Source organism: Streptococcus sp. CP1998, assembly GCF_041026655.1.
GTDB lineage: Bacteria > Bacillota > Bacilli > Lactobacillales > Streptococcaceae > Streptococcus > Streptococcus dentalis.
On record NZ_CP163380.1, the window covers coordinates 568905 to 591232 of the forward strand.

General features: G+C 41.7%; 17 protein-coding genes, 11 tRNA genes, 3 rRNA genes and 1 pseudogene. 28 read left to right on the forward strand and 4 right to left on the reverse strand.

The features are described 5' to 3' along the window. Positions 1 to 259: 259 nt before the first annotated feature. The 6 genes from AB4X21_RS03000 (at position 260) to AB4X21_RS03025 (ending at position 6423) form a co-directional block, all read left to right on the forward strand. A complete protein-coding gene (locus AB4X21_RS03000) occupies positions 260 to 2098 on the forward strand; it encodes a CAP domain-containing protein (RefSeq protein WP_003012547.1) in 1839 nt (612 codons plus the stop codon). A 175-nt stretch (positions 2099 to 2273) separates the two neighbouring features. Next, a complete protein-coding gene (gene liaF / locus AB4X21_RS03005) occupies positions 2274 to 2969 on the forward strand; it encodes a cell wall-active antibiotics response protein LiaF (RefSeq protein ID WP_003003865.1) in 696 nt (231 codons plus the stop codon). Further along, the gene (locus AB4X21_RS03010) at positions 2966 to 3982 is read left to right on the forward strand and encodes a sensor histidine kinase (protein ID WP_369088159.1); all 1017 of its coding nucleotides are present in this window, start codon (positions 2966 to 2968) and stop codon (positions 3980 to 3982) included. Before liaF ends, AB4X21_RS03010 begins: the two co-directional genes overlap by 4 nt. Continuing rightward, complete coding sequence (locus AB4X21_RS03015) at positions 3979 to 4611, forward strand: response regulator transcription factor (RefSeq protein WP_003004009.1); 633 nt, start codon at positions 3979 to 3981, stop codon at positions 4609 to 4611. The genes AB4X21_RS03010 and AB4X21_RS03015 overlap by 4 nt, the downstream gene beginning before the upstream one ends. A gap of 44 nt (positions 4612 to 4655) precedes the next feature. Then, a complete protein-coding gene (locus AB4X21_RS03020) occupies positions 4656 to 6056 on the forward strand; it encodes a bifunctional Cof-type HAD-IIB family hydrolase/peptidylprolyl isomerase (RefSeq protein ID WP_003012568.1) in 1401 nt (466 codons plus the stop codon). A 1-nt stretch (position 6057) separates the two neighbouring features. Then, positions 6058 to 6423 carry a S1 RNA-binding domain-containing protein gene (locus tag AB4X21_RS03025; RefSeq protein WP_003012561.1) on the forward strand — a complete coding sequence of 122 codons (366 nt, stop codon included), beginning with the start codon at positions 6058 to 6060 and terminating at the stop codon, positions 6421 to 6423. Between the two features lie 50 nt (positions 6424 to 6473). On the opposite strand, the gene cysK is transcribed toward AB4X21_RS03025, so the two are convergent. Further along, on the reverse strand, positions 6474 to 7397 hold the full coding sequence (cysK, locus tag AB4X21_RS03030) for a cysteine synthase A (protein ID WP_270300070.1): 924 nt from the start codon (positions 7395 to 7397) through the stop codon (positions 6474 to 6476). Positions 7398 to 7519: 122 nt separating this feature from the next. After that, positions 7520 to 8161 carry a YigZ family protein gene (locus AB4X21_RS03035; RefSeq protein WP_003012605.1) on the reverse strand — a complete coding sequence of 214 codons (642 nt, stop codon included), beginning with the start codon at positions 8159 to 8161 and terminating at the stop codon, positions 7520 to 7522. Positions 8162 to 8216: 55 nt separating this feature from the next. Here AB4X21_RS03035 and AB4X21_RS03040 point away from each other — a divergent pair, with 55 nt between their 5' ends. The 17 genes from AB4X21_RS03040 (at position 8217) to AB4X21_RS03120 (ending at position 17024) form a co-directional block, all read left to right on the forward strand. Then, positions 8217 to 9515: a DEAD/DEAH box helicase gene (locus AB4X21_RS03040; RefSeq protein WP_369088160.1), complete on the forward strand. Its 1299-nt coding sequence runs from the start codon at positions 8217 to 8219 to the stop codon at positions 9513 to 9515. Next, positions 9512 to 10177 (forward strand): ComF family protein, encoded by a 666-nt coding sequence (locus tag AB4X21_RS03045; RefSeq protein ID WP_003012565.1) that lies wholly within the window; start codon positions 9512 to 9514, stop codon positions 10175 to 10177. Before AB4X21_RS03040 ends, AB4X21_RS03045 begins: the two co-directional genes overlap by 4 nt. 81 nt (positions 10178 to 10258) lie before the next feature. Next, complete coding sequence (raiA, locus tag AB4X21_RS03050; protein WP_003012610.1) at positions 10259 to 10801, forward strand: ribosome-associated translation inhibitor RaiA; 543 nt, start codon at positions 10259 to 10261, stop codon at positions 10799 to 10801. Positions 10802 to 11101: 300 nt separating this feature from the next. Further along, positions 11102 to 12639, forward strand: a 16S ribosomal RNA gene (locus AB4X21_RS03055). Between the two features lie 53 nt (positions 12640 to 12692). Beyond that, positions 12693 to 12765, forward strand: a tRNA-Ala gene (locus tag AB4X21_RS03060). Between the two features lie 123 nt (positions 12766 to 12888). Next, positions 12889 to 15789, forward strand: a 23S ribosomal RNA gene (locus AB4X21_RS03065). A 79-nt stretch (positions 15790 to 15868) separates the two neighbouring features. Continuing rightward, positions 15869 to 15984: ribosomal RNA gene (gene rrf, locus AB4X21_RS03070) — 5S ribosomal RNA — on the forward strand. The 16S, 23S and 5S rRNA genes sit together here with 11 tRNA genes alongside, the layout of an rRNA operon. A gap of 133 nt (positions 15985 to 16117) precedes the next feature. Further along, a tRNA-Val gene (locus AB4X21_RS03075) sits at positions 16118 to 16190 on the forward strand. A 2-nt stretch (positions 16191 to 16192) separates the two neighbouring features. Beyond that, positions 16193 to 16265: transfer RNA gene (locus AB4X21_RS03080), tRNA-Asp, on the forward strand. Positions 16266 to 16289: 24 nt separating this feature from the next. Then, positions 16290 to 16362: transfer RNA gene (locus AB4X21_RS03085), tRNA-Lys, on the forward strand. 6 nt (positions 16363 to 16368) lie between these two features. Beyond that, positions 16369 to 16450, forward strand: a tRNA-Leu gene (locus AB4X21_RS03090). 17 nt (positions 16451 to 16467) lie between these two features. Beyond that, positions 16468 to 16540: transfer RNA gene (locus AB4X21_RS03095), tRNA-Thr, on the forward strand. A 23-nt stretch (positions 16541 to 16563) separates the two neighbouring features. Beyond that, a tRNA-Gly gene (locus AB4X21_RS03100) sits at positions 16564 to 16635 on the forward strand. 7 nt (positions 16636 to 16642) lie between these two features. Then, positions 16643 to 16728, forward strand: a tRNA-Leu gene (locus AB4X21_RS03105). 19 nt (positions 16729 to 16747) lie between these two features. After that, positions 16748 to 16821, forward strand: a tRNA-Arg gene (locus tag AB4X21_RS03110). Positions 16822 to 16857: 36 nt separating this feature from the next. Then, positions 16858 to 16931, forward strand: a tRNA-Arg gene (locus AB4X21_RS03115). 19 nt (positions 16932 to 16950) lie between these two features. Then, positions 16951 to 17024 (forward strand) — tRNA-Pro (locus AB4X21_RS03120). 98 nt (positions 17025 to 17122) lie between these two features. Here AB4X21_RS03120 and AB4X21_RS03125 read toward each other — a convergent pair. Beyond that, positions 17123 to 17656, reverse strand: coding sequence for a DUF402 domain-containing protein (locus AB4X21_RS03125; RefSeq protein WP_369088161.1), 534 nt, complete (start codon positions 17654 to 17656; stop codon positions 17123 to 17125). A 95-nt stretch (positions 17657 to 17751) separates the two neighbouring features. Then, on the reverse strand, positions 17752 to 18534 hold the full coding sequence (gene recX / locus AB4X21_RS03130; RefSeq protein WP_155171390.1) for a recombination regulator RecX: 783 nt from the start codon (positions 18532 to 18534) through the stop codon (positions 17752 to 17754). Between the two features lie 37 nt (positions 18535 to 18571). On the opposite strand from recX, the gene rlmD reads away from it, so the two are divergent. The 5 genes and pseudogenes from rlmD to AB4X21_RS03155 all read left to right on the forward strand — a co-directional run bounded on the left by rlmD (position 18572) and on the right by AB4X21_RS03155 (position 22317). Then, positions 18572 to 19930, forward strand: a complete 1359-nt coding sequence (gene rlmD, locus AB4X21_RS03135; RefSeq protein ID WP_155171392.1) for a 23S rRNA (uracil(1939)-C(5))-methyltransferase RlmD — start codon at positions 18572 to 18574, stop codon at positions 19928 to 19930. Between the two features lie 26 nt (positions 19931 to 19956). Then, entirely contained in the window at positions 19957 to 20193 is a 237-nt protein-coding gene (locus tag AB4X21_RS03140; RefSeq protein ID WP_003014300.1) for a DUF1858 domain-containing protein, read from the forward strand. Continuing rightward, positions 20190 to 21536 carry a DUF438 domain-containing protein gene (locus AB4X21_RS03145; protein ID WP_155125432.1) on the forward strand — a complete coding sequence of 449 codons (1347 nt, stop codon included), beginning with the start codon at positions 20190 to 20192 and terminating at the stop codon, positions 21534 to 21536. The genes AB4X21_RS03140 and AB4X21_RS03145 overlap by 4 nt, the downstream gene beginning before the upstream one ends. A 2-nt stretch (positions 21537 to 21538) precedes the next feature. Beyond that, positions 21539 to 21793, forward strand: a complete 255-nt coding sequence (locus AB4X21_RS03150; RefSeq protein WP_155125434.1) for a DUF1912 family protein — start codon at positions 21539 to 21541, stop codon at positions 21791 to 21793. A gap of 180 nt (positions 21794 to 21973) precedes the next feature. Further along, positions 21974 to 22317: pseudogene (locus tag AB4X21_RS03155) on the forward strand (helix-hairpin-helix domain-containing protein). Positions 22318 to 22328: the final 11 nt, after the last annotated feature.

Below are 22328 nucleotides of genomic sequence, written 5' to 3' on the forward strand. Positions count from 1 at the left end.
GAATATCAAATTATTTGCCTTCGATTTAGGCCCATGCTATAATTTGCATGAAAGGAAATCAAAGAGTAAAAATGTCGTTCAGACCTGCTTTGATAGGAAATTGGTTAATGAATAGATTTTTTCTACTAGTTGAATAGGCCTTGAAACTAGTGGAGATAAATATCGTGAACTAAGATACAGGGAGGCAGAATGACTTTTGAAATATGTGCACATAGTTGATATATCTTTCGCCTATACTTTCCCAATGGAGATTAGTTAAATGGACAGAAAATATAGAGTGGTTAGTCGAGCAATCCTAGCAACAGCTATGATTGTTCCGGCATTTATAGCAACAAAAGTAGCTGCAGAAAATCGAGGATGGAATACCTCCTCTTATCGTTCAAACTATTATAACTATGCTTACAATAACTGGAATGGTTATAATGGTTATAATCCATGGACCTATAGTTATGGCTATGGATATCCAAATTGGAACTATTATTATGGTTATAACTATGGTTATCCTAGCTGGAACAATTATTATGGCTATAACTATGGTTATCCTAGCTGGAATAATTATTATGGCTATAATGGTTGGAACTATGGCTATTCCTTAGAAAATGATGAAAACTACATTTATTGGAATGGCAATCATTATTATCGGATGAGTGATGGAACTTACCGGATCTACCGCAATGGTGAGTGGAAACCTCTAACCAATCGGAATAACTCTACTAATAACCTTGCCAACGACCCTCATTATTTGTATGAAAATGGCTACCATTATTATGTATTGGATAACGGGGATTATTACTATTATAAAAATGGTAAATGGGTTTTTGTGAAGAATTCAACGGAAAATCCTTCTACTCCTGATCCAGTCCCAACACCGACTCCGGATCCAACACCAACACCTGAAGAACCAAATCCAACCGATAAACCAGATCAACCTGTTACACCATCAGATCCTTCTGATTTTGATAACATTGATAGTTTAGTATTCCCAGAAAATCCTCCATTTGTAGGGGCAGATGGAGAGTTTAATCCTTTCGCTCCAACTCCAGAAAATCCAAGTGAACCGAAGCCAGAGGAACCGGTTCAACCTGAAGTCCCAGGAAATGATGGTTTGGTATCATCGGATCAGCCTAGTGAAAACCAAATTCCTCCATACGTTGAGACACCAGCAGAAGGATTAGAACATCTTCCATGGGCTCCGAATGGACGTGCGCCTAAAGTAGTCTACCCTCCTGGTAAACCTGGCTCAGTAGCCCTTCGTGGAGATAAGAACTACTACTTTGATGGTTCAAGTCACTATTACTATGTTCCATCTGATACAGAAGCAACTGGTTACTCTGCTTATTGGAAATGGAACGGAGACAAATGGAAACTTTATGGAATGACAGATCCGAAAGATCCTGAGATCGATCCAAAATTCCACGAAGATGCCAAAGATGATGAATATGCTTATAGCGATCGTGACTCAAGCGTGAAGCTCTACTCTACAAATCTTGTAGAAACAGCTAAAGCAGGTCAAGCTCTTCCATTTAAGAATGTGGATGAATTTAAGGACTATGTCATTAAGAAAATGAATCCTAAATTTATTGACAATGCTGGCTGGGATGCCAAAGTAGAATGGGAAATCGAAGACCCAGAACTCTTTGAGCAATCTAAAGAAAACCCATGGGCTAAAGACTATGTTTTAATCGCTAACTTGAAGAGTGGAGTAGATGACAAGAACTACAAAGATGTTGAGTTTGGCTATGTGAAATTCGTTTATCGTGTAGAAGCGACAGACAATACAAACTATATCGAGTTAGATAAAGCGAAAGAAGCTTTTGCTAAGATTAACGAATTGCGAAAAGCACAAGGCTTAAAAGAATTGACTTGGTCAGATGATGTCTACAACTCACGTGCCTTACCAAAAGCCCATACTATTTCACGTCAGTACGATAGCACAGGTTTTGTAGCTCGTCGTGAAGACAATGCAACAACGGTTGCAACGAAATGGTATAACAGTGGATTGAGAGAATTAATGCTCGATCCAAATGCCACAGAAGGTGCAGTAGCAGCAGTCATCAATGGCGACGGTAACTATTACTGGGCATTCATGTATAAATAATGCCTCTATACAACCGTTATCGGAAAGAACTTATTTAATAACAATTCATTCCGATACCAAGGACACCCAAAGGATTTCTATCTTTTGGGTGTTTTTTTGCTCTTCGTATTATCCAACCACAGACGGAAGTCAAATGAGGAAAAATTTGATAAAATAGGAAAAGATGAGGTAGACTATGTGGAAAATACAAATTTTTATTTTCGTTGAAGCCGTTTTGTTAACATTAGCAGCGATCACCATTTTATCAATCGATTTTTCCAGATTTGTTGTCTTGATGGTTCTCTTTTTGCTCCTTTTGTATTACTATTTTGGCAAACAAAAAGCGAATTTTCTATTAATCGCGCTGAGTGTGCTCTTGTTTTTTATCGTGATGCTGAATCCTTTTGTGATTGCAGCCATTTTATTTGCGGTGGTTTATGGTTTATTGATTGCCTACCCTTATATGTATAAGGAAAATGAAGCCGTTGTGTTTGATGTTGAAGAGGATACGAAAATTCGTCAGGAAAAAACTCGATGGATTGGTGATTTACAACATTTTTCAAAGCAAAGTCGAGGGTATCGAGATCTGAATGTGATCCGAGTTTTTGGAAATGACACCCTCCATTTAGAGGAGGTAGCCATTTGCAATTGGGACAATGTGGTGATCATCCGGAAAGGTTTTGGTAATACAAAAATTATCTTACCGATTGATTTAGAGTTGCATTTACAAATTAACACTCTGTATGGAGATCTGAAGTTTTTGGATCTTCCTGTCCGTAAAATGAGGAATGAAACCATAGATATTGAAACGGCACATTATCGGAGATCGCACCGTTCTATAAAAATTGTGTTAGTTGGTATTGTTGGGGATGTTGAGGTGATTCGCGCATGAAGAAATTAGACTATCTCCTATTGTACTTCTATTCCCTAATGGTGGTTGCGGTCATTTGTCATACCATTTTCCATTTTGTTGGTTTTCAGTGGGGCAAACTTCTCTCAGATATTTCCTTGCTTCAATCATTCCTATTTTTGGTTTTTAGTCTGACGCTTGCATTGACGGCTTTGGTTGTCTTAATTATCAAAATCACGCAATTTGTAACGGTCCATGCAGTACAACAAAAGGTAGAATCTATCCTGACTGCTTCACAGCGAAAAGAAATTGCCCCAAAAGAATTGAATCAACAGTTAGATTTATTGGACAGCAAATTGCTTCGACTAGAAGAAAATTTACAAAAAAGTGAAAATCGTGTGATGCGAAATGAGGAAGAAATTGTGGAAATCGAGCGTAAGAGAATTGCGCGTGATCTACATGACACGGTTAGTCAAGAATTGTTTGCGACCAATATGATTTTATCTGGAGTGGCGACCCAGGCCCTTGAGTTAGAGAAAAGTCAGATCCAGCAGCAACTCAATGGTGTGTCAGATATTCTAGGGACAGCCCAAAATGATTTGCGCGTCTTGCTACTACATCTTCGTCCTACAGAATTGGAAGGAAAAAGTTTGGTAGAAGGGATGGAGATGATTTTTAGAGAATTGAAGGAAAAGAGTAACCTAACAGTCGTCTTCAAACACAATGAAGTGAGCATTCCAAAAGATATGGAAGAACATCTATTTCGGATTGTCCAAGAGATTGTTAGCAATACCTTGAAACACGCTAGAGCTCAACAAATGGATGTCTTCTTGCATCAGGAAGGAAAACAACTTCATTTACGGATGGTAGATGATGGAATCGGCTTTGAGCAGGAAAAATTAGAACGATTGAGTTATGGGTTGAAAAATATTCAAGAACGTGTAGAGGACATGGCGGGAACCATTAAAATAAGAACGAGTCCTCAAAAGGGAGTGGCTGTGGATATTCGCGTTCCCCTCCTTGTAAAAGATAAAAATGAAAAGGAAACTGTATGAAAGTATTATTAGTAGACGACCATGAAATGGTCCGGTTGGGATTGAAAAGCTTTTTGTCCATGCAAACCGATATTGAGCAAGTCTTAGAGGCGAAAAATGGGCAAGAAGGGGTGGAGTTGGCGTTGAAAGAAAGACCAGACGTCATCATCATGGATATTGTGATGCCAGAGCTAAATGGAATCGATGCGACTCTAGCCATCCTAAAAGAGTGGCCGGAAGCTAAAATTGTTATTTTGACGTCTTATTTAGATAACGAAAAGATTTATCCTGTCTTAGATGCCGGTGCAAAAGGGTATATTTTAAAGACCTCGTCAGCAACTGAAATCTTACAGGCTGTCCGGAAGGTTGCAAAGGGAGAATTTGCGATTGAGACAGAAGTTAGTCAAAAAGTTGAGTCACGAAAGAACCATGCTGAATTGCATGATGATTTGACAGCTAGAGAACGAGATATTCTGGCTTTATTGACGAAAGGATATGAAAATCAACGAATAGCAGATGAACTCTTTATTTCTTTAAAAACAGTGAAGACCCATGTCTCCAACATCTTATCCAAATTGGAAGTCAGTGATAGGACGCAAGCAGTCGTCTATGCCTTTCGACACCATCTGGTGAATCAAGAAGATTTTTAAAAGGAAACATGCTATAATAGAGCATGATCATAAGGGGGAGACAAGTGGACGCAAAATTACGTTATAAAGCCAAAAAAGTTAAAATCGTCTTTTTTGATATTGATGATACATTACGTGCAAAAGAAACTGGATTGATCCCAGAATCTGTCAAAGAAGTCTTTCATCAATTGAAAGAAAAAGGAATCCGGACAGGGATTGCAACCGGCAGAGGGATTTTTGGGGTTGTTCCTGAAATCATGGACTTAAAGCCTGATTTTCTAGTAACCTTAAACGGTGCCTATATAGAAAATACAAAAGGAACTGTGATCTACCAATCACCAATCAATGAAGCAATCGTTTCTTCTTTTGTAGATTGGACCAAAGAATCCGAGATTGATTATGGGTTAGTGGCTAGTCATCAAGCTGCCCTGTCTAATCGGACACCCTTGATCAGTGATGCTATTGACATCATTTATCCCAACTTACCCGTAGATCCAGATCTGCATTTGAAAGAACCTATTTTCCAAATGTGGACCTTTGATGAAAAGGATAGTGAGCTAGAGTTGCCCCCTTCTTTGCAAGAGGACTTGCGCCTAGTTTCGTGGCATCCCCATTCGTCTGATGTTGTCCGCTTTGAAGCTTCAAAAGCTTCAGGAGTTTCTCATCTTGTAAATCATTTGGGCTTGAAGCCAGAGAATGTTTTAGTATTTGGGGATGGATTAAATGATCTAGAACTGTTTGATTATGCTGGAATTAGTATCGCAATGGGAAAATCTGCCCCAGAGTTACAAGAAAAAGCTGATTATATCACTAAGAATTTAGAAGAAGATGGCATATTCTATGCCTTAGAGGAGTTAAATATGGTTGAAAAAGAATTGACATTACCACAGTTAGAACTTGCTGCGGTTGACGGACCTGTCGCTGTGATCAAAACCAATCATGGTGAGATGAACATTCAATTGTTCCCGGATCAAGCGCCAAAAACAGTTGCAAACTTTGTAGCTCTTGCAAAGTCTGGTTATTATGATGGTGTCATTTTCCATCGGATTATTAAAGATTTTATGATCCAAGGGGGAGATCCAACAGGCACAGGTATGGGTGGTGAATCCATCTATGGGGAGAGCTTCGAAGACGAGTTTTCAAAAGAATTGTACAATATTCGCGGAGCCCTTTCGATGGCAAATGCTGGACCAAACACAAATGGCAGCCAATTCTTTATTGTACAAAATCAACATCTTCCATATTCGAAAAAGGAATTGGTCCGCGGCGGCTGGCCTGAAAAAATTGCAGAAATCTATACGACAGAAGGGGGAACTCCTCACCTAGATCAACGTCATACAGTATTTGGTCAATTGATGGATGAAGCTTCTTTTGCTGTGTTGGATGAGATCGCGGCTGTTGAGACAGGGATGATGGATAAGCCAGTAGAAGATGTCGTGATTGAAACCATCGAAATTGAGGACTAATATGAAAATTGGAGATAAGTTAGAAGGAACCATCACAGGCATTCAACCTTACGGCGCCTTTGTTGAACTAGAGTCGGGTGTGACGGGCTTGATTCATATCTCAGAGATTAGAAGTGGTTATGTAAGTAATATTCAGGATATTCTGTCGATTGGGGAGAAGGTCTTTGTTCAAGTCATCGATGTTGATGAATATTCTAAGAAAGCCAGCCTCTCTCTGAGAACGCTTGAAGAGACCCCGCAACGAAGCATTCGACACCATCGCTTTTCTAATGACCGTCACAAGAGTGGTTTTGCGCCCTTAGCTCAACAGATGCCGACCTGGGTCAAAGAAGGAAAGGTATTCTTTAGCAAACAAGAAAAAAAATAAAAACTTCGATAGGTTGATGAAACCTATCGAAGTTTTTTTGATATAGAGAATTATTCAAATTCGTAAAGGGTAGTAGAAAGGTAACGTTCTCCATTATCTGGTGCAAGAGCAAGAACTTTTTTACCGCTTCCCAATTCTTTTGCGACTTCAATAGCAGCATAGATAGCAGCTGCGCTTGAGATACCGACTAAGAATCCTTCAGCTCCACCGATAGCGCGTGCAAGTTCGAAAGCTTCTTCTGAAGATACGCGACGAACACCATCATATGCGTTAGTGTCTAAAGTATTTGGAATAAAGCCTGCTGAAATTCCTTGGATTTTATGTGGTCCAGGTTTTTCACCAGAAAGGACTGCAGATTCATTGGCCTCAACGGCATAGACTTTGATAGCAGGATTATTCTTTTTCAAAGTATGAGAAATACCAGAAACAGTACCACCAGTACCAACACCTGCGACAAAAGCATCTAAACCATCTTTTCCAAAGGCATCAACGATTTCTTGTCCTGTTGTTCTTTCATGTACCTCTGGGTTAGCAGGGTTTTCAAATTGAAGAGGAAGGAAGCCATTTCTTTCTGCAGCGATTGCTTCAGCTTTAGTGATAGCGCCTTTCATTCCTTCACTTCCAGGAGTCAAAACGAGTTCAGCTCCATAGGCTTGGATGATTTTACGACGTTCCACACTCATAGTTTCAGGCATGACAATCACAACTTTGTAGCCTTTAGCTGCGCCAACCCATGACAAGCCAATCCCTGTGTTCCCACTAGTTGCTTCGACAATGGTATCACCTGGTTTGATCAAGCCATCCGCTTCAGCTTTTTCAATCATGCTCAAAGCAATCCGGTCTTTAACAGATGATCCAGGATTGAAAGCTTCGAGTTTGACATAGACATCTGCAGCTCCTTCAGGAACAAGACGGTTCAATTTGACAATCGGAGTGTTCCCAATCAGTTCTGTAATATTTTCATAAATAGCCATAATATACCTCAGTTCTAGGTTTTCTTGATACTAACAAGTATAGTCCCTTGCGGGAAGAATGTAAAATATAGAAATTTTATGGGTGTGATAAAAAAAAACTATCGTTGCCGATAGTATTTTAATTATTTTTCTACAGAAAGCAGGGGTACTTCAACCTCACGAATTCCTTGATCCTTAATAATGACTTTACCATTGTAAAATTCGACTAAAGCTGCTGTGATAGAGTTTGTATTTTCTTTATCCACAAAAATAGTTGTCATCACCTGATCTGTGAACATTGGATCTTGTTCCGCCAATTGATGGTCTTTTAAGAAATTAGCAAATTCTTGGTATTGGGAATAAGAAAGTGTGATCCCAAGAACCACTTGCTCTTTGATTTCTACCAGTCCAATTTCTCGAACTGCTTGTGCCACACTTCCAGCATAAGCACGAATCAGACCGCCAGCACCTAATTTAATACCTCCGAAATAGCGGGTAACCACGACACAACTATTAGTGATGCGATGATTCTCCAAAACTCCTAACATCGGTACCCCAGCTGTTCCACTAGGCTCTCCATCGTCACTGGTTCGTTTGATATCACTTTGTTCTCCAATGATGAAAGCAGAGCAGTTATGTGTAGCCTTATAGTGTTCCTTTTTGATGGCATTGATAAAATCTCTAGCTTCCTCTTCAGAGGAGACTCGCTTGACATGACAAATGAATTTTGACTTTTTGATTTCTTCTTGAACAGTACCGTTCTCTTTAAATGTAACATATTCCATATTCTTATTTTACAAAAAAAGAATGATTTTCTCCAACTTTTGCGAATTAATAAGTATGAAGATAGAAGATTCTTATGGAAGACTCTTAACGGAGAGTCAAATGACAAATGATCTAAAAGAAATTGCCCAAGAATTTCCAGCTATAGAAAAACAGAATGGAAGGTACCAATGCTTTCGATGTGGCAGTTTGATTAATCAAAAACTGTGGAAGTTGAGTGAAGAGGTACTGTATTGTAGAGCCTGTATCCAATTGGGAAGGATCCGGAGTGATCAAAAACTTTATGCTATTGGACAGCAAGACTTTGAAGGAAAAGAGGTGCTAAACTGGAAAGGGACCTTGACTTCCTATCAACAAGAGGTATCTGAAGGACTTATCCATGCAGTTAAAGCAGGAAAACATGCCTTGGTACATGCTGTGACAGGAGCTGGAAAAACGGAAATGATGTACCAGGTTGTAGCAACAGCGATCAAGGCAGGAAAAGCAGTCTGTATTGCTACCCCAAGAATCGATGTCTGTATAGAATTGTACGGAAGGATGGAGGAAGATTTTTCCTGCTCCATCTCTTTGCTTCATGGAGAATCAGAGCCCTATTTTAGAACGCCTTTAGTGATCGCTACAACCCACCAATTGCTAAAGTTTTATCAGGCCTTTGATCTCCTTATTATAGATGAGGTAGATGCTTTTCCATATGTGGATAATCCAATCTTATATAAAGCAGCTCAGAATGCAATAAAAAAAGAGGGGAATACCCTATATTTGACAGCAACCTCTACAGATGAGTTAGATAAAAAGGTCAAGAAAAAAGAAATCATTCGTTATAGTCTCCCAAGAAGATTTCATGGGAACCCACTAGTGGTCCCTAAAATAAAATGGGTGCCGAAAATTAGAGAAAAAATAGAAAAAGGAAGAATCCCTTACGAACTATTGCAACTGATCAAGAAACAAAGACAGACTCACTACCCATTGTTAATCTTTGTATCTGAAATAGAATTAGGACAACAATTCACTGAGAACTTAAAAAAATACTTTCCCAAAGAAACAGTAGGTTTTGTATCCTCACAGACAACAGACCGTCTACGAATGGTAGAAGAGTTTAGAAACAGAGCCATAACCATGCTAGTCTCTACAACTATTTTAGAAAGAGGAGTGACCTTTCCGTTTGTAGATGTCTTTGTTTTAGAAAGTAATCATAAATTATTTACTAAAAGTACCCTCGTACAAATTTCAGGAAGGGTCGGTCGAAGTAAAGAAAGACCAACAGGTAAACTACTTTTCCTATCAGATGGCATAACACGAGAAATGAAGAAAGCGATTAAGGAAATAAAGGAAATGAATCAGGAGGCTGGATTTTGAAAGAATGTCTGCTTTGTACGAAAGAGTTGAAAACTGGTGAACATTTCACAGACCTTATTTTTATGAATCAACAAGAAGAATGGATTTGTAAAGAATGCAAAGAAGACTTCGAACAAATTGGCGAAATCCATTGTCCTAGATGTTATAAAGATAAAGAGGAGAAAGTATGTAAAGATTGCGAATACTGGATACAAAAGGGGAATATAGTCGAACATGAAGCATTATATAGATATAATGCAGCAATGAAGGACTATTTCAAGCGATATAAATTTGAAGGAGATCGTTTATTAGGAATGGTATTTGCATGTGACATCAAAAAAGCCTTAAAAAAGTATAAAAGCTATACTATAGTACCGACTCCAATTAGCCATGAAAAAAAGCAGGAGAGAGGATTCAATCAAGTATCGACTATATTAGATTTTGCAGAAATAAAGTACAGCAGTCTATTCCAAAAAGAAGGCACCTTAGCCCAATCAAAAAAAACAAGAGAAGAAAGATTAAAAACCTCTCAACACTTTCAATTAAAAGGAGAAGTTTCAAAAAAGCAGAAATATCTTATCTTCGATGACATCTACACAACTGGCAAAACAATCGAATTAATGAAGCGCCTATTAATTGAAAAAGGTGTGAAAGAAATAAAGACATTTTCAATCGCAAGGTAAAAAAAGATTTGCAAAAACTTTATGAAAGCGTTATAATATACATATAAATAAAAACATAATGTTTAGAAAGTAGGTACTAATATGATTAAATATAGTATCCGTGGTGAAAACCTAGAAGTAACAGAAGCCATTCGCGACTATGTCGTTTCTAAACTCGAAAAGATTGAAAAATATTTTCAGGCAGATCAAGAGCTAGACGCTCGAGTAAACTTAAAAGTTTACCGTGAAAAGACCGCAAAAGTAGAAGTAACTATTCCACTTGGATCTATTACACTGCGTGCAGAAGATGTCTCTCAAGATATGTACGGTTCAATTGATCTGGTTGTGGATAAAATTGAACGTCAAATTCGTAAGAATAAAACAAAAATCGAAAAGAAAAATCGTGTTAAATCTGGTGCAGGTAAATTGTTTACCGACGCAGTTGTAGAAGAAGCAACAACCACAGAAAAAGTTGTTCGCTCAAAAACAATTGATCTAGAACCAATGGATATAGATGAAGCGATCCTTCAAATGGATCTATTAGCACACGATTTCTTCATTTATCGTGATGCAGAAGACAACACAACTAATGTTATCTACCGTAGAGAAGACGGAGATATCGGTCTATTGGAAGTAAAAGAATAGAGATCAAAAAGAGATTGAAAACATCAATTAAATTATAGAGGAATCAGGGGTATTGATGCTCCTGATTTTTTTATATAAACAAAAAACTTTCAAGAAAGTAAAATTTTTTGAAAAAAAGTATTGACAGTAGGGGAAGGTCATGATATACTAATATAGTTGTCGCGCGAGAGCGACAAAGACCTTTGAAAACTGAACAAGACGAACCAATGTGCAGGGCGCTATAACGCAAGTTATAGTAACTGAACAATAAAGAAACAATAAATCTGTCAGTGACAGAATGAGTTTAAGACAAACAATTATTTTAATGAGAGTTTGATCCTGGCTCAGGATGAACGCTGGCGGCGTGCCTAATACATGCAAGTAGAACGCTGAAGGAGGAGCTTGCTCTTCTGGAAGAGTTGCGAACGGGTGAGTAACGCGTAGGTAACCTGCCTCTTAGCGGGGGATAACTATTGGAAACGATAGCTAATACCGCATAAAAGTCGACATTGCATGATGTTGACTTGAAAGGTGCAACTGCATCACTAAGAGATGGACCTGCGTTGTATTAGCTAGTTGGTGAGGTAACGGCTCACCAAGGCGACGATACATAGCCGACCTGAGAGGGTGATCGGCCACACTGGGACTGAGACACGGCCCAGACTCCTACGGGAGGCGCAGTAGGGAATCTTCGGCAATGGGGGCAACCCTGACCGAGCAACGCGCGTGAGTGAAGAAGGTTTTCGGATCGTAAAGCTCTGTTGTAAGAGAAGAACGAGTGTGAGAGTGGAAAGTTCACGCTGTGACGGTATCTTACCAGAAAGGGACGGCTAACTACGTGCCAGCGCGGTAATACGTAGGTCCCGAGCGTTATCCGGATTTATTGGGCGTAAAGCGAGCGCAGGCGGTTAGATAAGTCTGAAGTTAAAGGCTGTGGCTTAACCATAGTACGCTTTGGAAACTGTTTAACTTGAGTGCAGAAGGGGAGAGTGGAATTCCATGTGTAGCGGTGAAATGCGTAGATATATGGAGGAACACCGGTGGCGAAAGCGGCTCTCTGGTCTGTAACTGACGCTGAGGCTCGAAAGCGTGGGGAGCAAACAGGATTAGATACCCTGGTAGTCCACGCCGTAAACGATGAGTGCTAGGTGTTGGGTCCTTTCCGGGACTCAGTGCAGCCTAACGCATTAAGCACTCCGCCTGGGGAGTACGACCGCAAGGTTGAAACTCAAAGGAATTGACGGGGGCCCGCACAAGCGGTGGAGCATGTGGTTTAATTCGAAGCAACGCGAAGAACCTTACCAGGTCTTGACATCCCTCTGACCGCTCTAGAGATAGAGTTTTCCTTCGGGACAGAGGTGACAGGTGGTGCATGGTTGTCGTCAGCTCGTGTCGTGAGATGTTGGGTTAAGTCCCGCAACGAGCGCAACCCCTATTGTTAGTTGCCATCATTGAGTTGGGCACTCTAGCGAGACTGCCGGTAATAAACCGGAGGAAGGTGGGGATGACGTCAAATCATCATGCCCCTTATGACCTGGGCTACACACGTGCTACAATGGCTGGTACAACGAGTCGCGAGTCGGTGACGGCAAGCTAATCTCTTAAAGCCAGTCTCAGTTCGGATTGTAGGTCGCAACTCGCCTACATGAAGTCGGAATCGCTAGTAATCGCGGATCAGCACGCCGCGGTGAATACGTTCCCGGGCCTTGTACACACCGCCCGTCACACCACGAGAGTTTGTAACACCCGAAGTCGGTGAGGTAACCATTTGGAGCCAGCCGCCTAAGGTGGGATAGATGATTGGGGTGAAGTCGTAACAAGGTAGCCGTATCGGAAGGTGCGGCTGGATCACCTCCTTTCTAAGGAAAAGGAAACCTGTACGTTGGTCTTGTTTAGTTTTGAGAGGTCTTGTGGGGCCTTAGCTCAGCTGGGAGAGCGCCTGCTTTGCACGCAGGAGGTCAGCGGTTCGATCCCGCTAGGCTCCATTAACACTATAAGGGTGTTAAGATTGAACATTGAAAATTGAATATCTATATCAAATAGTAACAAGAAAATAAACCGAAACGCTGTAAATATTTAAAGAGTTTAGGTCGCAAGACCAAAAATAAGGTTAAGTTAATAAGGGCGCACGGTGGATGCCTTGGCACTAGAAGCCGAAGAAGGACGTGACAAACGACGAAATGCTTTGGGGAGCTGTAAGTAAGCGACGATCCAGAGATGTCCGAATGGGGGAACCCACTAGCTAATGGCTAGTACTCCTATCTGTTAAGGATAGGTAGAGGAAGACGCAGTGAACTGAAACATCTAAGTAGCGCAGGAAGAGAAAGCAAAAGCGATTGCCTGAGTAGCGGCGAGCGAAACGGCAGGAGGGCAAACCGAAGAGTTTACTCTTCGGGGTTGTAGGACTGCAACGTGGACTTAAAGATTATAGAAGAATGACATGGGAAGGTCAGCCAAAGAGAGTAAGAGCCTCGTATTCGAAATAGTCTTTATACCTAGCAGTATCCTGAGTACGGCGGGACACGAGAAATCCCGTCGGAATCTGGGAGGACCATCTCCCAACCCTAAATACTCTCTAGTGACCGATAGTGAACCAGTACCGTGAGGGAAAGGTGAAAAGCACCCCGGGAGGGGAGTGAAATAGAACCTGAAACCGTGTGCCTACAACAAGTTCGAGCCCGTTAATGGGTGAGAGCGTGCCTTTTGTAGAATGAACCGGCGAGTTACGATATGATGCGAGGTTAAGTTGAAGAGACGGAGCCGTAGGGAAACCGAGTCTGAATAGGGCGCAATAGTATTATGTCGTAGACCCGAAACCATGTGACCTACCCATGAGCAGGTTGAAGGTGAGGTAAAACTCACTGGAGGACCGAACCAGGGCACGTTGAAAAGTGCTTGGATGACTTGTGGGTAGCGGAGAAATTCCAAACGAACTTGGAGATAGCTGGTTCTCTCCGAAATAGCTTTAGGGCTAGCGTCGACATTAAGATTCTTGGAGGTAGAGCACTGTTTGGGTGAGGGGTCCATCCCGGATTACCAATCTCAGATAAACTCCGAATGCCAATGAATTATGGTCGGCAGTCAGACTGCGAGTGCTAAGATCCGTAGTCGAAAGGGAAACAGCCCAGACCACCAGCTAAGGTCCCAAAATAATTGTTAAGTGGAAAAGGATGTGGGGTTGCACAGACAACTAGGATGTTAGCTTAGAAGCGACTATTCATTCAAAGAGTGCGTAATAGCTCACTAGTCGAGTGACCCTGCGCCGAAAATGTACCGGGGCTAAAACAATTTACCGAAGCTGTGGATACCTTTATAGGTATGGTAGGAGAGCGTTCTATGTGTGGAGAAGGTGTACCGTGAGGAGCGCTGGAACGCATAGAAGTGAGAATGCCGGTATGAGTAGCGAAAGACAGGTGAGAATCCTGTCCACCGTAAGACTAAGGTTTCCAGGGGAAGGCTCGTCCGCCCTGGGTTAGTCGGGACCTAAGGAGAGACCGAAAGGTGTATCCGATGGACAACAGGTTGATATTCCTGTACTAGAGTATGTAGTGAAGGAGGGACGCAGTAGGCTAACTAAAGCGTGCGACTGGAAGTGCACGTCTAAGCAGTGAGGTGTGAATTGAGTTAAATGCTTAATTCTATAACATTGAGCTGTGATGGGGAGCGAAGTTTAGTAGCGAAGTTAGTGACGTCACACTGCCAAGAAAAGCTTCTAGCGTTAATCATACTCTACCCGTACCGCAAACCGACACAGGTAGTCGAGGCGAGTAGCCTCAGGTGAGCGAGAGAACTCTCGTTAAGGAACTCGGCAAAATGACCCCGTAACTTCGGGAGAAGGGGTGCTGGCTTAAAGTCAGCCGCAGTGAATAGGCCCAAGCAACTGTTTATCAAAAACACAGCTCTCTGCTAAATCGTAAGATGATGTATAGGGGGTGACGCCTGCCCGGTGCTGGAAGGTTAAGAGGAGTGCTTAGAGGTAACTCGAAGGTATGAATTGAAGCCCCAGTAAACGGCGGCCGTAACTATAACGGTCCTAAGGTAGCGAAATTCCTTGTCGGGTAAGTTCCGACCCGCACGAAAGGCGTAATGATTTGGGCACTGTCTCAACGAGAGACTCGGTGAAATTTTAGTACCTGTGAAGATGCAGGTTACCCGCGACAGGACGGAAAGACCCCATGGAGCTTTACTGCAGTTTGATATTGAGTGTCTGTACCACATGTACAGGATAGGTAGGAGCCATTGATATCGGGACGCCAGTTTCGATGGAGGCGTTGTTGGGATACTACCCTTGTGTTATGGCCACTCTAACCCGGTAGGTTAATCATCTACGGAGACAGTGTCTGACGGGCAGTTTGACTGGGGCGGTCGCCTCCTAAAAGGTAACGGAGGCGCCCAAAGGTTCCCTCAGAATGGTTGGAAATCATTCGCAGAGTGTAAAGGTATAAGGGAGCTTGACTGCGAGAGCTACAACTCGAGCAGGGACGAAAGTCGGGCTTAGTGATCCGGTGGTTCCGTATGGAAGGGCCATCGCTCAACGGATAAAAGCTACCCTGGGGATAACAGGCTTATCTCCCCCAAGAGTTCACATCGACGGGGAGGTTTGGCACCTCGATGTCGGCTCGTCGCATCCTGGGGCTGTAGTCGGTCCCAAGGGTTGGGCTGTTCGCCCATTAAAGCGGCACGCGAGCTGGGTTCAGAACGTCGTGAGACAGTTCGGTCCCTATCCGTCGCGGGCGTAGGAAATTTGAGAGGATCTGCTCCTAGTACGAGAGGACCAGAGTGGACTTACCGCTGGTGTACCAGTTGTCTCGCCAGAGGCATCGCTGGGTAGCTATGTAGGGAAGGGATAAACGCTGAAAGCATCTAAGTGTGAAACCCACCTCAAGATGAGATTTCCCATGATTTTATATCAGTAAGAGCCCTGAGAGAAGATCAGGTAGATAGGTTAGGAGTGGAAGTTGTGTGAGCAATGGAGCGGACTAATACTAATAGCTCGAGGACTTATCCAAAGAGTCAGAAGATATTGACAACGAAAGGTTAACTTGTTAGAATATAGATGTTCAATTTTGAATGTTTAATCATTCAGAGTTAAGTGACGATAGCCTAGGAGATACACCTGTACCCATGCCGAACACAGCAGTTAAGCCCTAGAACGCCGGAAGTAGTTGGGGGTTGCCCCCTGTGAGATAAGGTAGTCGCTTAGCAAGAGATTGAGCCTAGTAGATACTAGGCTCATTTGGGAGTTTAGCTTAGTTGGAATTGAGAGGCAATCGAGATTCCAATCGGCGGATAAGAGAAACGCAGTTTCTGACCGTTGGCTGAGTTAAACGACCATAAGGGAGTTTAGCTCAGCTGGGAGAGCATCTGCCTTACAAGCAGAGGGTCAGCGGTTCGATCCCGTTAACTCCCATAGGTCCCGTAGTGTAGCGGTTATCACGTCGCCCTGTCACGGCGAAGATCGCGGGTTCGATTCCCGTCGGGACCGTTAAGATAATGAAAATTATTTTAAGACTCGTTAGCTCAGTTGGTAGAGCAATTGACTTTTAATCAATGGGTCACTGGTTCGAGCCCAGTACGGGTCATATTTTGCGGGTTTGGCGGAATTGGCAGACGCACCAGATTTAGGATCTGGCGCTTTACGGCGTGGGGGTTCAAGTCCCTTAACCCGCATAAGAGAATAATAATGAGCCGGCTTAGCTCAGTTGGTAGAGCATCTGATTTGTAATCAGAGGGTCGCGTGTTCAAGTCATGTAGCCGGCATTTTTTTATATAAAGAAAGCAATGCGAACGTAGTTCAGTGGTAGAACACCACCTTGCCAAGGTGGGGGTCGCGGGTTCGAATCCCGTCGTTCGCTTGAGGAGGCCGGGGTGGCGGAACTGGCAGACGCACAGGACTTAAAATCCTGCGATTGGTAACGATCGTACCGGTTCGATTCCGGTCCTCGGCATAGACAAAGGTTGAAAGAAGCACCCTTAGCTCAACTGGATAGAGTACCTGACTACGAATCAGGCGGTTAGAGGTTCGACTCCTCTAGGGTGCATGGTCGGAAGGCTATGTAAGAATTAAATAGGAATGAGCACCCTTAGCTCAACTGGATAGAGTACCTGACTACGAATCAGGCGGTTAGAGGTTCGACTCCTCTAGGGTGCATAAAGCGGTAGCTTTAGATCGGGAAGTAGCTCAGCTTGGTAGAGTACTTGGTTTGGGACCAAGGTGTCGCAGGTTCGAATCCTGTCTTCCCGATAGTGTATCGAAAAAGTCTAATGGTTGTCATTAGACTTTTTTTTGTAGTTATTTTTTTATTAATTTAAAAGAAAAAAGAGCTTGCGCTCTTTCCAACTTTATTTATTTCGCAGTTCAACATAACGGTTATACCAAATTTTGATATATTCCTCAGAAAAGGGACTTTTGTTTTGGTTTATCCAATCTACTAGAACCTTAACATTTTCCTTTAAAATAAAGTCGATGTCATCTGAATAGTGCATTTTTTCTTTATGCTGCTCGTATTCTTCAACATCTAACAATTTTTTTTCACCATTGGTAAAGACCTTGACATCGAGATCATAGTCGATATATTTTAAGGCTTCTTGGTCAATGTGAAAAGGACTTGCTAGGTTACAGTAGTAAGACACACCATTGTCACGGATCATGGCGATGATGTTAAACCAATATTTTTTATGGAAATATACGATCGCTGGTTCACGTGTAATCCAACGTCTACCATCACTTTCAGTAACAAGTGTATGATCATTTACTCCAATAATTGCATTTTCGGTTATCTTTAATACCATGGTGTCACGCCATGTTCGGTGTAAACTGCCATCATGTTTATAACTTTGAATTGTAATAAAGTCGCCTTCTTTAGGTAGTTTCATAACTTACCAACTTTCTACAATCTAAGTATATCCTCTATATTGTATCATATTTTTTCAAATTTTTTCTTATTTTTCTATTTAATTTTCAATTTGGTTTATGAATCTAAGTATTCTCTAATAGCTGACGTTATATCACTATAATCATATCCCTTTCTGGCCAGTGCTTGAGTTAAGCGTTGTTTGAGGTCATAGCCTTCATATTTTTTACTGTATTTACGGTATTGTTTTTCTAACTCTTTTAGAATGAGCTCATTGGTTGTTTCTTCATCTGTTTCGAGCTCGAGATTTTGGAATGCTATCTTTGCTTGATTGTAAGAAAAACCTTTTGAAATGAGTGCTTGGATGATTTTCGTTTCAATGGCTTTTAACGGATATTTTCCTTGGTATTTTTTTAGCAGTTTTATTGCGGTACGGTCGATCACTTCTGAAAAATCATAGTCTGCAAGTATTTCTTGAAGGATAGATTTTGGTATCCCTTTTTGTTGAATTTTTTGTTGTAATAAGAGAGGGCCCTTATCGCCACTGAGGAGGTTGGCTTCTATCAGGTTTCTTGCATATTGACGATCATCTAACCACTTGTCTTCTTTTAGGTGTTGGACCACTTTATCAATAATGCCACTTTCAATCTCATACTTTGTCAGGTAGTCTCTGACTTCTTTTGTTGTTCGAGCTTTAAAAGAAAGATGGTAAAGGGCCAGGTTTTTACCATAGGAGTATTGAGCAAACTCTTGGATTTCTTTTAGTTCCTCTTCACTGATTTCTTTCTCTTTGGAAAGAAAATATTTGACGATGGTGTCTTCTGTGATATAAAGTTTTTGATCATTGTCTAATTCAAGGAGGTAGAGTCTTTTTTTCTTTTCTAGTTTTGTAATTTTCATGTTTTTATTATACCGAAAAATGTGTTAAGATAGGGATATGAACGTTAAAGTAAAACAAAAAATTCCTTTGAAAATTAAACGAATGGGAATTAACGGAGAAGGGATTGGCTTTTATAAAAAAACACTTGTCTTTGTGCCAGGTGCTTTGAAGGGAGAAGATATCTTCTGCCAAATTACAAGTGTCAAGAAAAATTTTGCGGAAGCCAAACTCCTATCTGTGAATAAGGCGTCTAAGTTTCGTGTGACACCCATGTGTGATATCTATGAGACCTGTGGTGGTTGCCAAATCATGCATTTGAAGTATGACAAGCAGCTGGAGTTTAAGACAGATTTATTGCAACAGGCCTTGAAGAAGTTCTCACCTGAAGGATTTGAACAGTATGATATTCGGCCAACAATCGGAATGCAGGAGCCTCTTTACTATCGGGCAAAATTGCAATTTCAAACAAGGAAATTCAAGGGTCAGGTGAAGGCGGGCCTCTATGCTCAAAATTCACATTATTTGGTGGAATTAAAAGATTGTTTGGTTCAAGATCCGGTTATTCAAGCTATCGCCAACGATCTAGCGGATTTACTGACCTATTATCAGATTCCGATTGCTGATGAACGTAAAGAACTGGGTGTTAGAACCATGATGATTCGACGGGCTCGGAAGTCTGGTCAGGTTCAGATCATTGTGGTTACCAGTCGTCAGATTAACCTAAATAATTTGGTGCAAGACTTGGTCACGAAACACCCTGAGATTGTCACAGTTGCTGTTAATAAAAATACGTCTCGATCCAGTGAAATTTATGGGGAACAAACGCAGATTATTTGGGGAGAAGAAGCCATTTTGGAAGGGGTTTTGGATTATGAATTCTCCCTTTCTCCTCGAGCCTTTTACCAGTTGAATCCGGAACAAACTGAAGTATTGTATAGTGAGGCTGTCAAGGCTCTAGATGTTTCTCCAGAGGATCATTTGATAGATGCCTATTGTGGGGTTGGAACGATTGGGTTTGCTTTTGCTAATAGAGTGAAAAGTGTTCGGGGGATGGATATTATTCCTGAAGCGATTGAAGATGCCAAATACAATGCTAAACGGATGGGATTTGAGAATACCCACTATGAGGCTGGTACAGCAGAGGAGATCATTCCTCGCTGGTACCAAGAAGGCTATCGAGCTAATGCTGTGATTGTGGATCCACCTCGTACGGGCTTGGGTACAAAATTAATCGAGACCTTGTTGCAGTATGCACCTGAAAAGATGGTCTATGTCTCTTGTAATGTCTCTACTTTGGCACGCGATCTAGTGGCTTTGACGAAGGTTTATCAGGTTGAATATATTCAATCAGTGGATATGTTCCCCCATACTGCACGCACAGAAGCAGTTGTGAAATTAGTGAAGAAGAGAAAATGAACAGAATGAGTGAAGGAAATAGGAAAATGGACAATGTTATTGATGTATCGATTCCAGTGGCTCAAGTCATTGATCAACATCCGGAAGTATTGGATTTGTTGGTGGAGTTGGGCTTTAAACCCTTAGCCAATCCGATCATGCGCAATACAGTTGGGCGCAAGGTTTCTTTGAAACAAGGATCAAAATTAGAAGGTACGCCTATGGAGAAGATTGTGCGAACGCTAGAGGCTAATGGCTATGAAGTAGTGGGGCTAGACCAATGAGTGATGAACGAATTCATGTCTTAAGAGATATCTTATTAGAGCTTCATCATGGAGCTTCCCCTGAATCGGTTCAGGAACGGTTTGATGCGACTTTTGCAGGGGTTTCTGCGATTGAGATCTCCCTTATGGAGCATGAACTGATGAACTCCGATGCAGGCATCACCTTTGAGGATGTCATGGAGCTGTGCGATGTCCATGCCAATCTCTTTAAGAATGCGGTTCAAGGGGTCGAAGTAGCAGATACCGACCACCCTGGTCATCCTGTTCAAATCTTTAAACAGGAGAATCTAGCCCTTCGTGCGGCTATGATGCGGGTACGCCGCTTGCTAGACAATTATGAGACGACTGAGGATCCTGAGATGATTCAGGAGATTCATAAGGGATTGTTACGTCAGCTGGGTTTGGTGGGTCAATTTGACCGGCATTACCGTCGTAAGGAAGAGTTGATGTTTCCGATTATGGAAAAATATGGGCATGATTCCCCACCAAAAGTGATGTGGGGAGTGGATGACCAGATTCGGGAACTCTTTGCGAAAGTTTTGGATGTGGCCAAGAAATTACCGGATTCTAGTATCTTAGAAGTCAAAGAGCTCTTTGAAGCCTTTGCGCAAGAATTTGAGGGCATGATCTTCAAGGAAGAGTCGATTCTCTTGATGATTTTGTTGGAGGCCTTTACCCAGGATGACTGGCTCTCCATTGCAGAAGAAAGTGATGCTTATGGTTATGCCATTATTCTCCCAAGTGAGAAATGGGTGCCGAAACGCGTGGACTTCAAGGAGGAAGCGTCTGAAGAGTCAGAAGGTTCAACTGAACCGCTTTCTTCTTCAAATGGAGACGAGCACCGTCAGGTCATTGAGACTCCTGAGGGACAGTTGACGATTACCTTCACGCCTAAGAAAAAAGAAGAGAATTTCGATCGCAACCAACCTCAACCGTTTGGTAATGGCTATTTGTCAGTGGAGCAAGCGAATTTGATCTTGAATCATCTGCCGATGGAGATCACCTTTGTCAATAAGGATGATATTTTCCAATATTACAATGATGCTGCGCCTTTTGAGGAAATGATTTTTAAGAGGACGCCATCACAGGTAGGACGTAATGTTGAGCTGTGTCACCCTCCGAAATACTTGGAGAAGGTCAAAGCCATCATGCAAGGGCTTCGTGAAGGGAAAAAAGACAAGTATGAAATGTGGTTCAAATCAGAATCGCGTGGGAAATTTGTCCATGTCACCTATGCAGCCGTGCGTGATGAAGCAGGGGATTTTCAAGGTGTCTTGGAATATGTTCAGGACATTCAACCTTATCGGGAGATCGATACGGATTTTTATAGAGGAATGGAGTAAAGATGAGTTACGAAACAGATTTTATGAAGGAGTTTGAGGAGTGGATCAAGACTCAAGTCATGATCAATGAAATGGCTCTCGAAGAAAGTAAGAAGGTTTTTGACGAAGACCAGGATGAGCGAGCTAAAATTGCTATGATTCGCTATGAAAGCCGTTTGGACGCTTATCAGTTCTTGCAAGGGAAGTTTGAAAATTTCCATGCTGGAAAAGGATTTCATGATTTACCAGATGGCCTCTTTGGTGAAAGAAAATATTAAAATGGCCTTATTGAAGGCGTTTTACTGGCTAGATTTACCTGAAAATTGAGCAATGACTTGATTTTTTAGGGGATTGTGATACAATAAAAAAGTTGAAATGACATCAACGGATTATTGAATGGAATTATGGTGATGAAACCTTGTTGCCTTAGGAATTGATCACTGAATTTAGGAGGAAAAATGGCAAAGAAGAACGTAAACCGTGCGAAACAATACAAACATCAAAATAGACATCTTTTGAAAAAGCTGTCGCAACTGTAACTACTGTGAAAGAAGCACCTAAAAAGGTTGAGAAAGCTACAAAAGCAGTGGCGAAAGAAGTGAAACAAGCGACTTCTTCAGTGGAAGAATTTGTCGCAAGTTTGGAAGGTGTGGCACTTGATCGTGCGCAAACATTCTATGATGAAGGTATTCGCTCTGTTGCGGACTTCGCAAACTGGACAGAAAAAGAGTTGTTGGCCCTTAAAGGAATCGGCCCAGCTACAATCAAGAAATTGAAAGAACTAGGCGTTAAATTTAAATAATCGCTTTTATG

Bases quoted from the DNA above. Each gene is read 5' to 3' on its own strand.
- AB4X21_RS03000 (WP_003012547.1), top strand. From the start codon at position 260: ATGGACAGAAAATATAGAGTGGTTAGTCGAGCAATCCTAGCAACAGCT.
- liaF (WP_003003865.1), top strand. From the start codon at position 2,274: ATGTGGAAAATACAAATTTTTATTTTCGTTGAAGCCGTTTTGTTAACA.
- AB4X21_RS03010 (WP_369088159.1), top strand. From the start codon at position 2,966: ATGAAGAAATTAGACTATCTCCTATTGTACTTCTATTCCCTAATGGTG.
- AB4X21_RS03015 (WP_003004009.1), top strand. From the start codon at position 3,979: ATGAAAGTATTATTAGTAGACGACCATGAAATGGTCCGGTTGGGATTG.
- AB4X21_RS03025 (WP_003012561.1), top strand. From the start codon at position 6,058: ATGAAAATTGGAGATAAGTTAGAAGGAACCATCACAGGCATTCAACCT.
- cysK (WP_270300070.1), bottom strand. From the start codon at position 7,397: ATGGCTATTTATGAAAATATTACAGAACTGATTGGGAACACTCCGATT.
- AB4X21_RS03035 (WP_003012605.1), bottom strand. From the start codon at position 8,161: ATGGAATATGTTACATTTAAAGAGAACGGTACTGTTCAAGAAGAAATC.
- AB4X21_RS03040 (WP_369088160.1), top strand. From the start codon at position 8,217: ATGAAGATAGAAGATTCTTATGGAAGACTCTTAACGGAGAGTCAAATG.
- raiA (WP_003012610.1), top strand. From the start codon at position 10,259: ATGATTAAATATAGTATCCGTGGTGAAAACCTAGAAGTAACAGAAGCC.
- AB4X21_RS03125 (WP_369088161.1), bottom strand. From the start codon at position 17,656: ATGAAACTACCTAAAGAAGGCGACTTTATTACAATTCAAAGTTATAAA.
- recX (WP_155171390.1), bottom strand. From the start codon at position 18,534: ATGAAAATTACAAAACTAGAAAAGAAAAAAAGACTCTACCTCCTTGAA.
- rlmD (WP_155171392.1), top strand. From the start codon at position 18,572: ATGAACGTTAAAGTAAAACAAAAAATTCCTTTGAAAATTAAACGAATG.
- AB4X21_RS03140 (WP_003014300.1), top strand. From the start codon at position 19,957: ATGGACAATGTTATTGATGTATCGATTCCAGTGGCTCAAGTCATTGAT.
- AB4X21_RS03145 (WP_155125432.1), top strand. From the start codon at position 20,190: ATGAGTGATGAACGAATTCATGTCTTAAGAGATATCTTATTAGAGCTT.
- AB4X21_RS03150 (WP_155125434.1), top strand. From the start codon at position 21,539: ATGAGTTACGAAACAGATTTTATGAAGGAGTTTGAGGAGTGGATCAAG.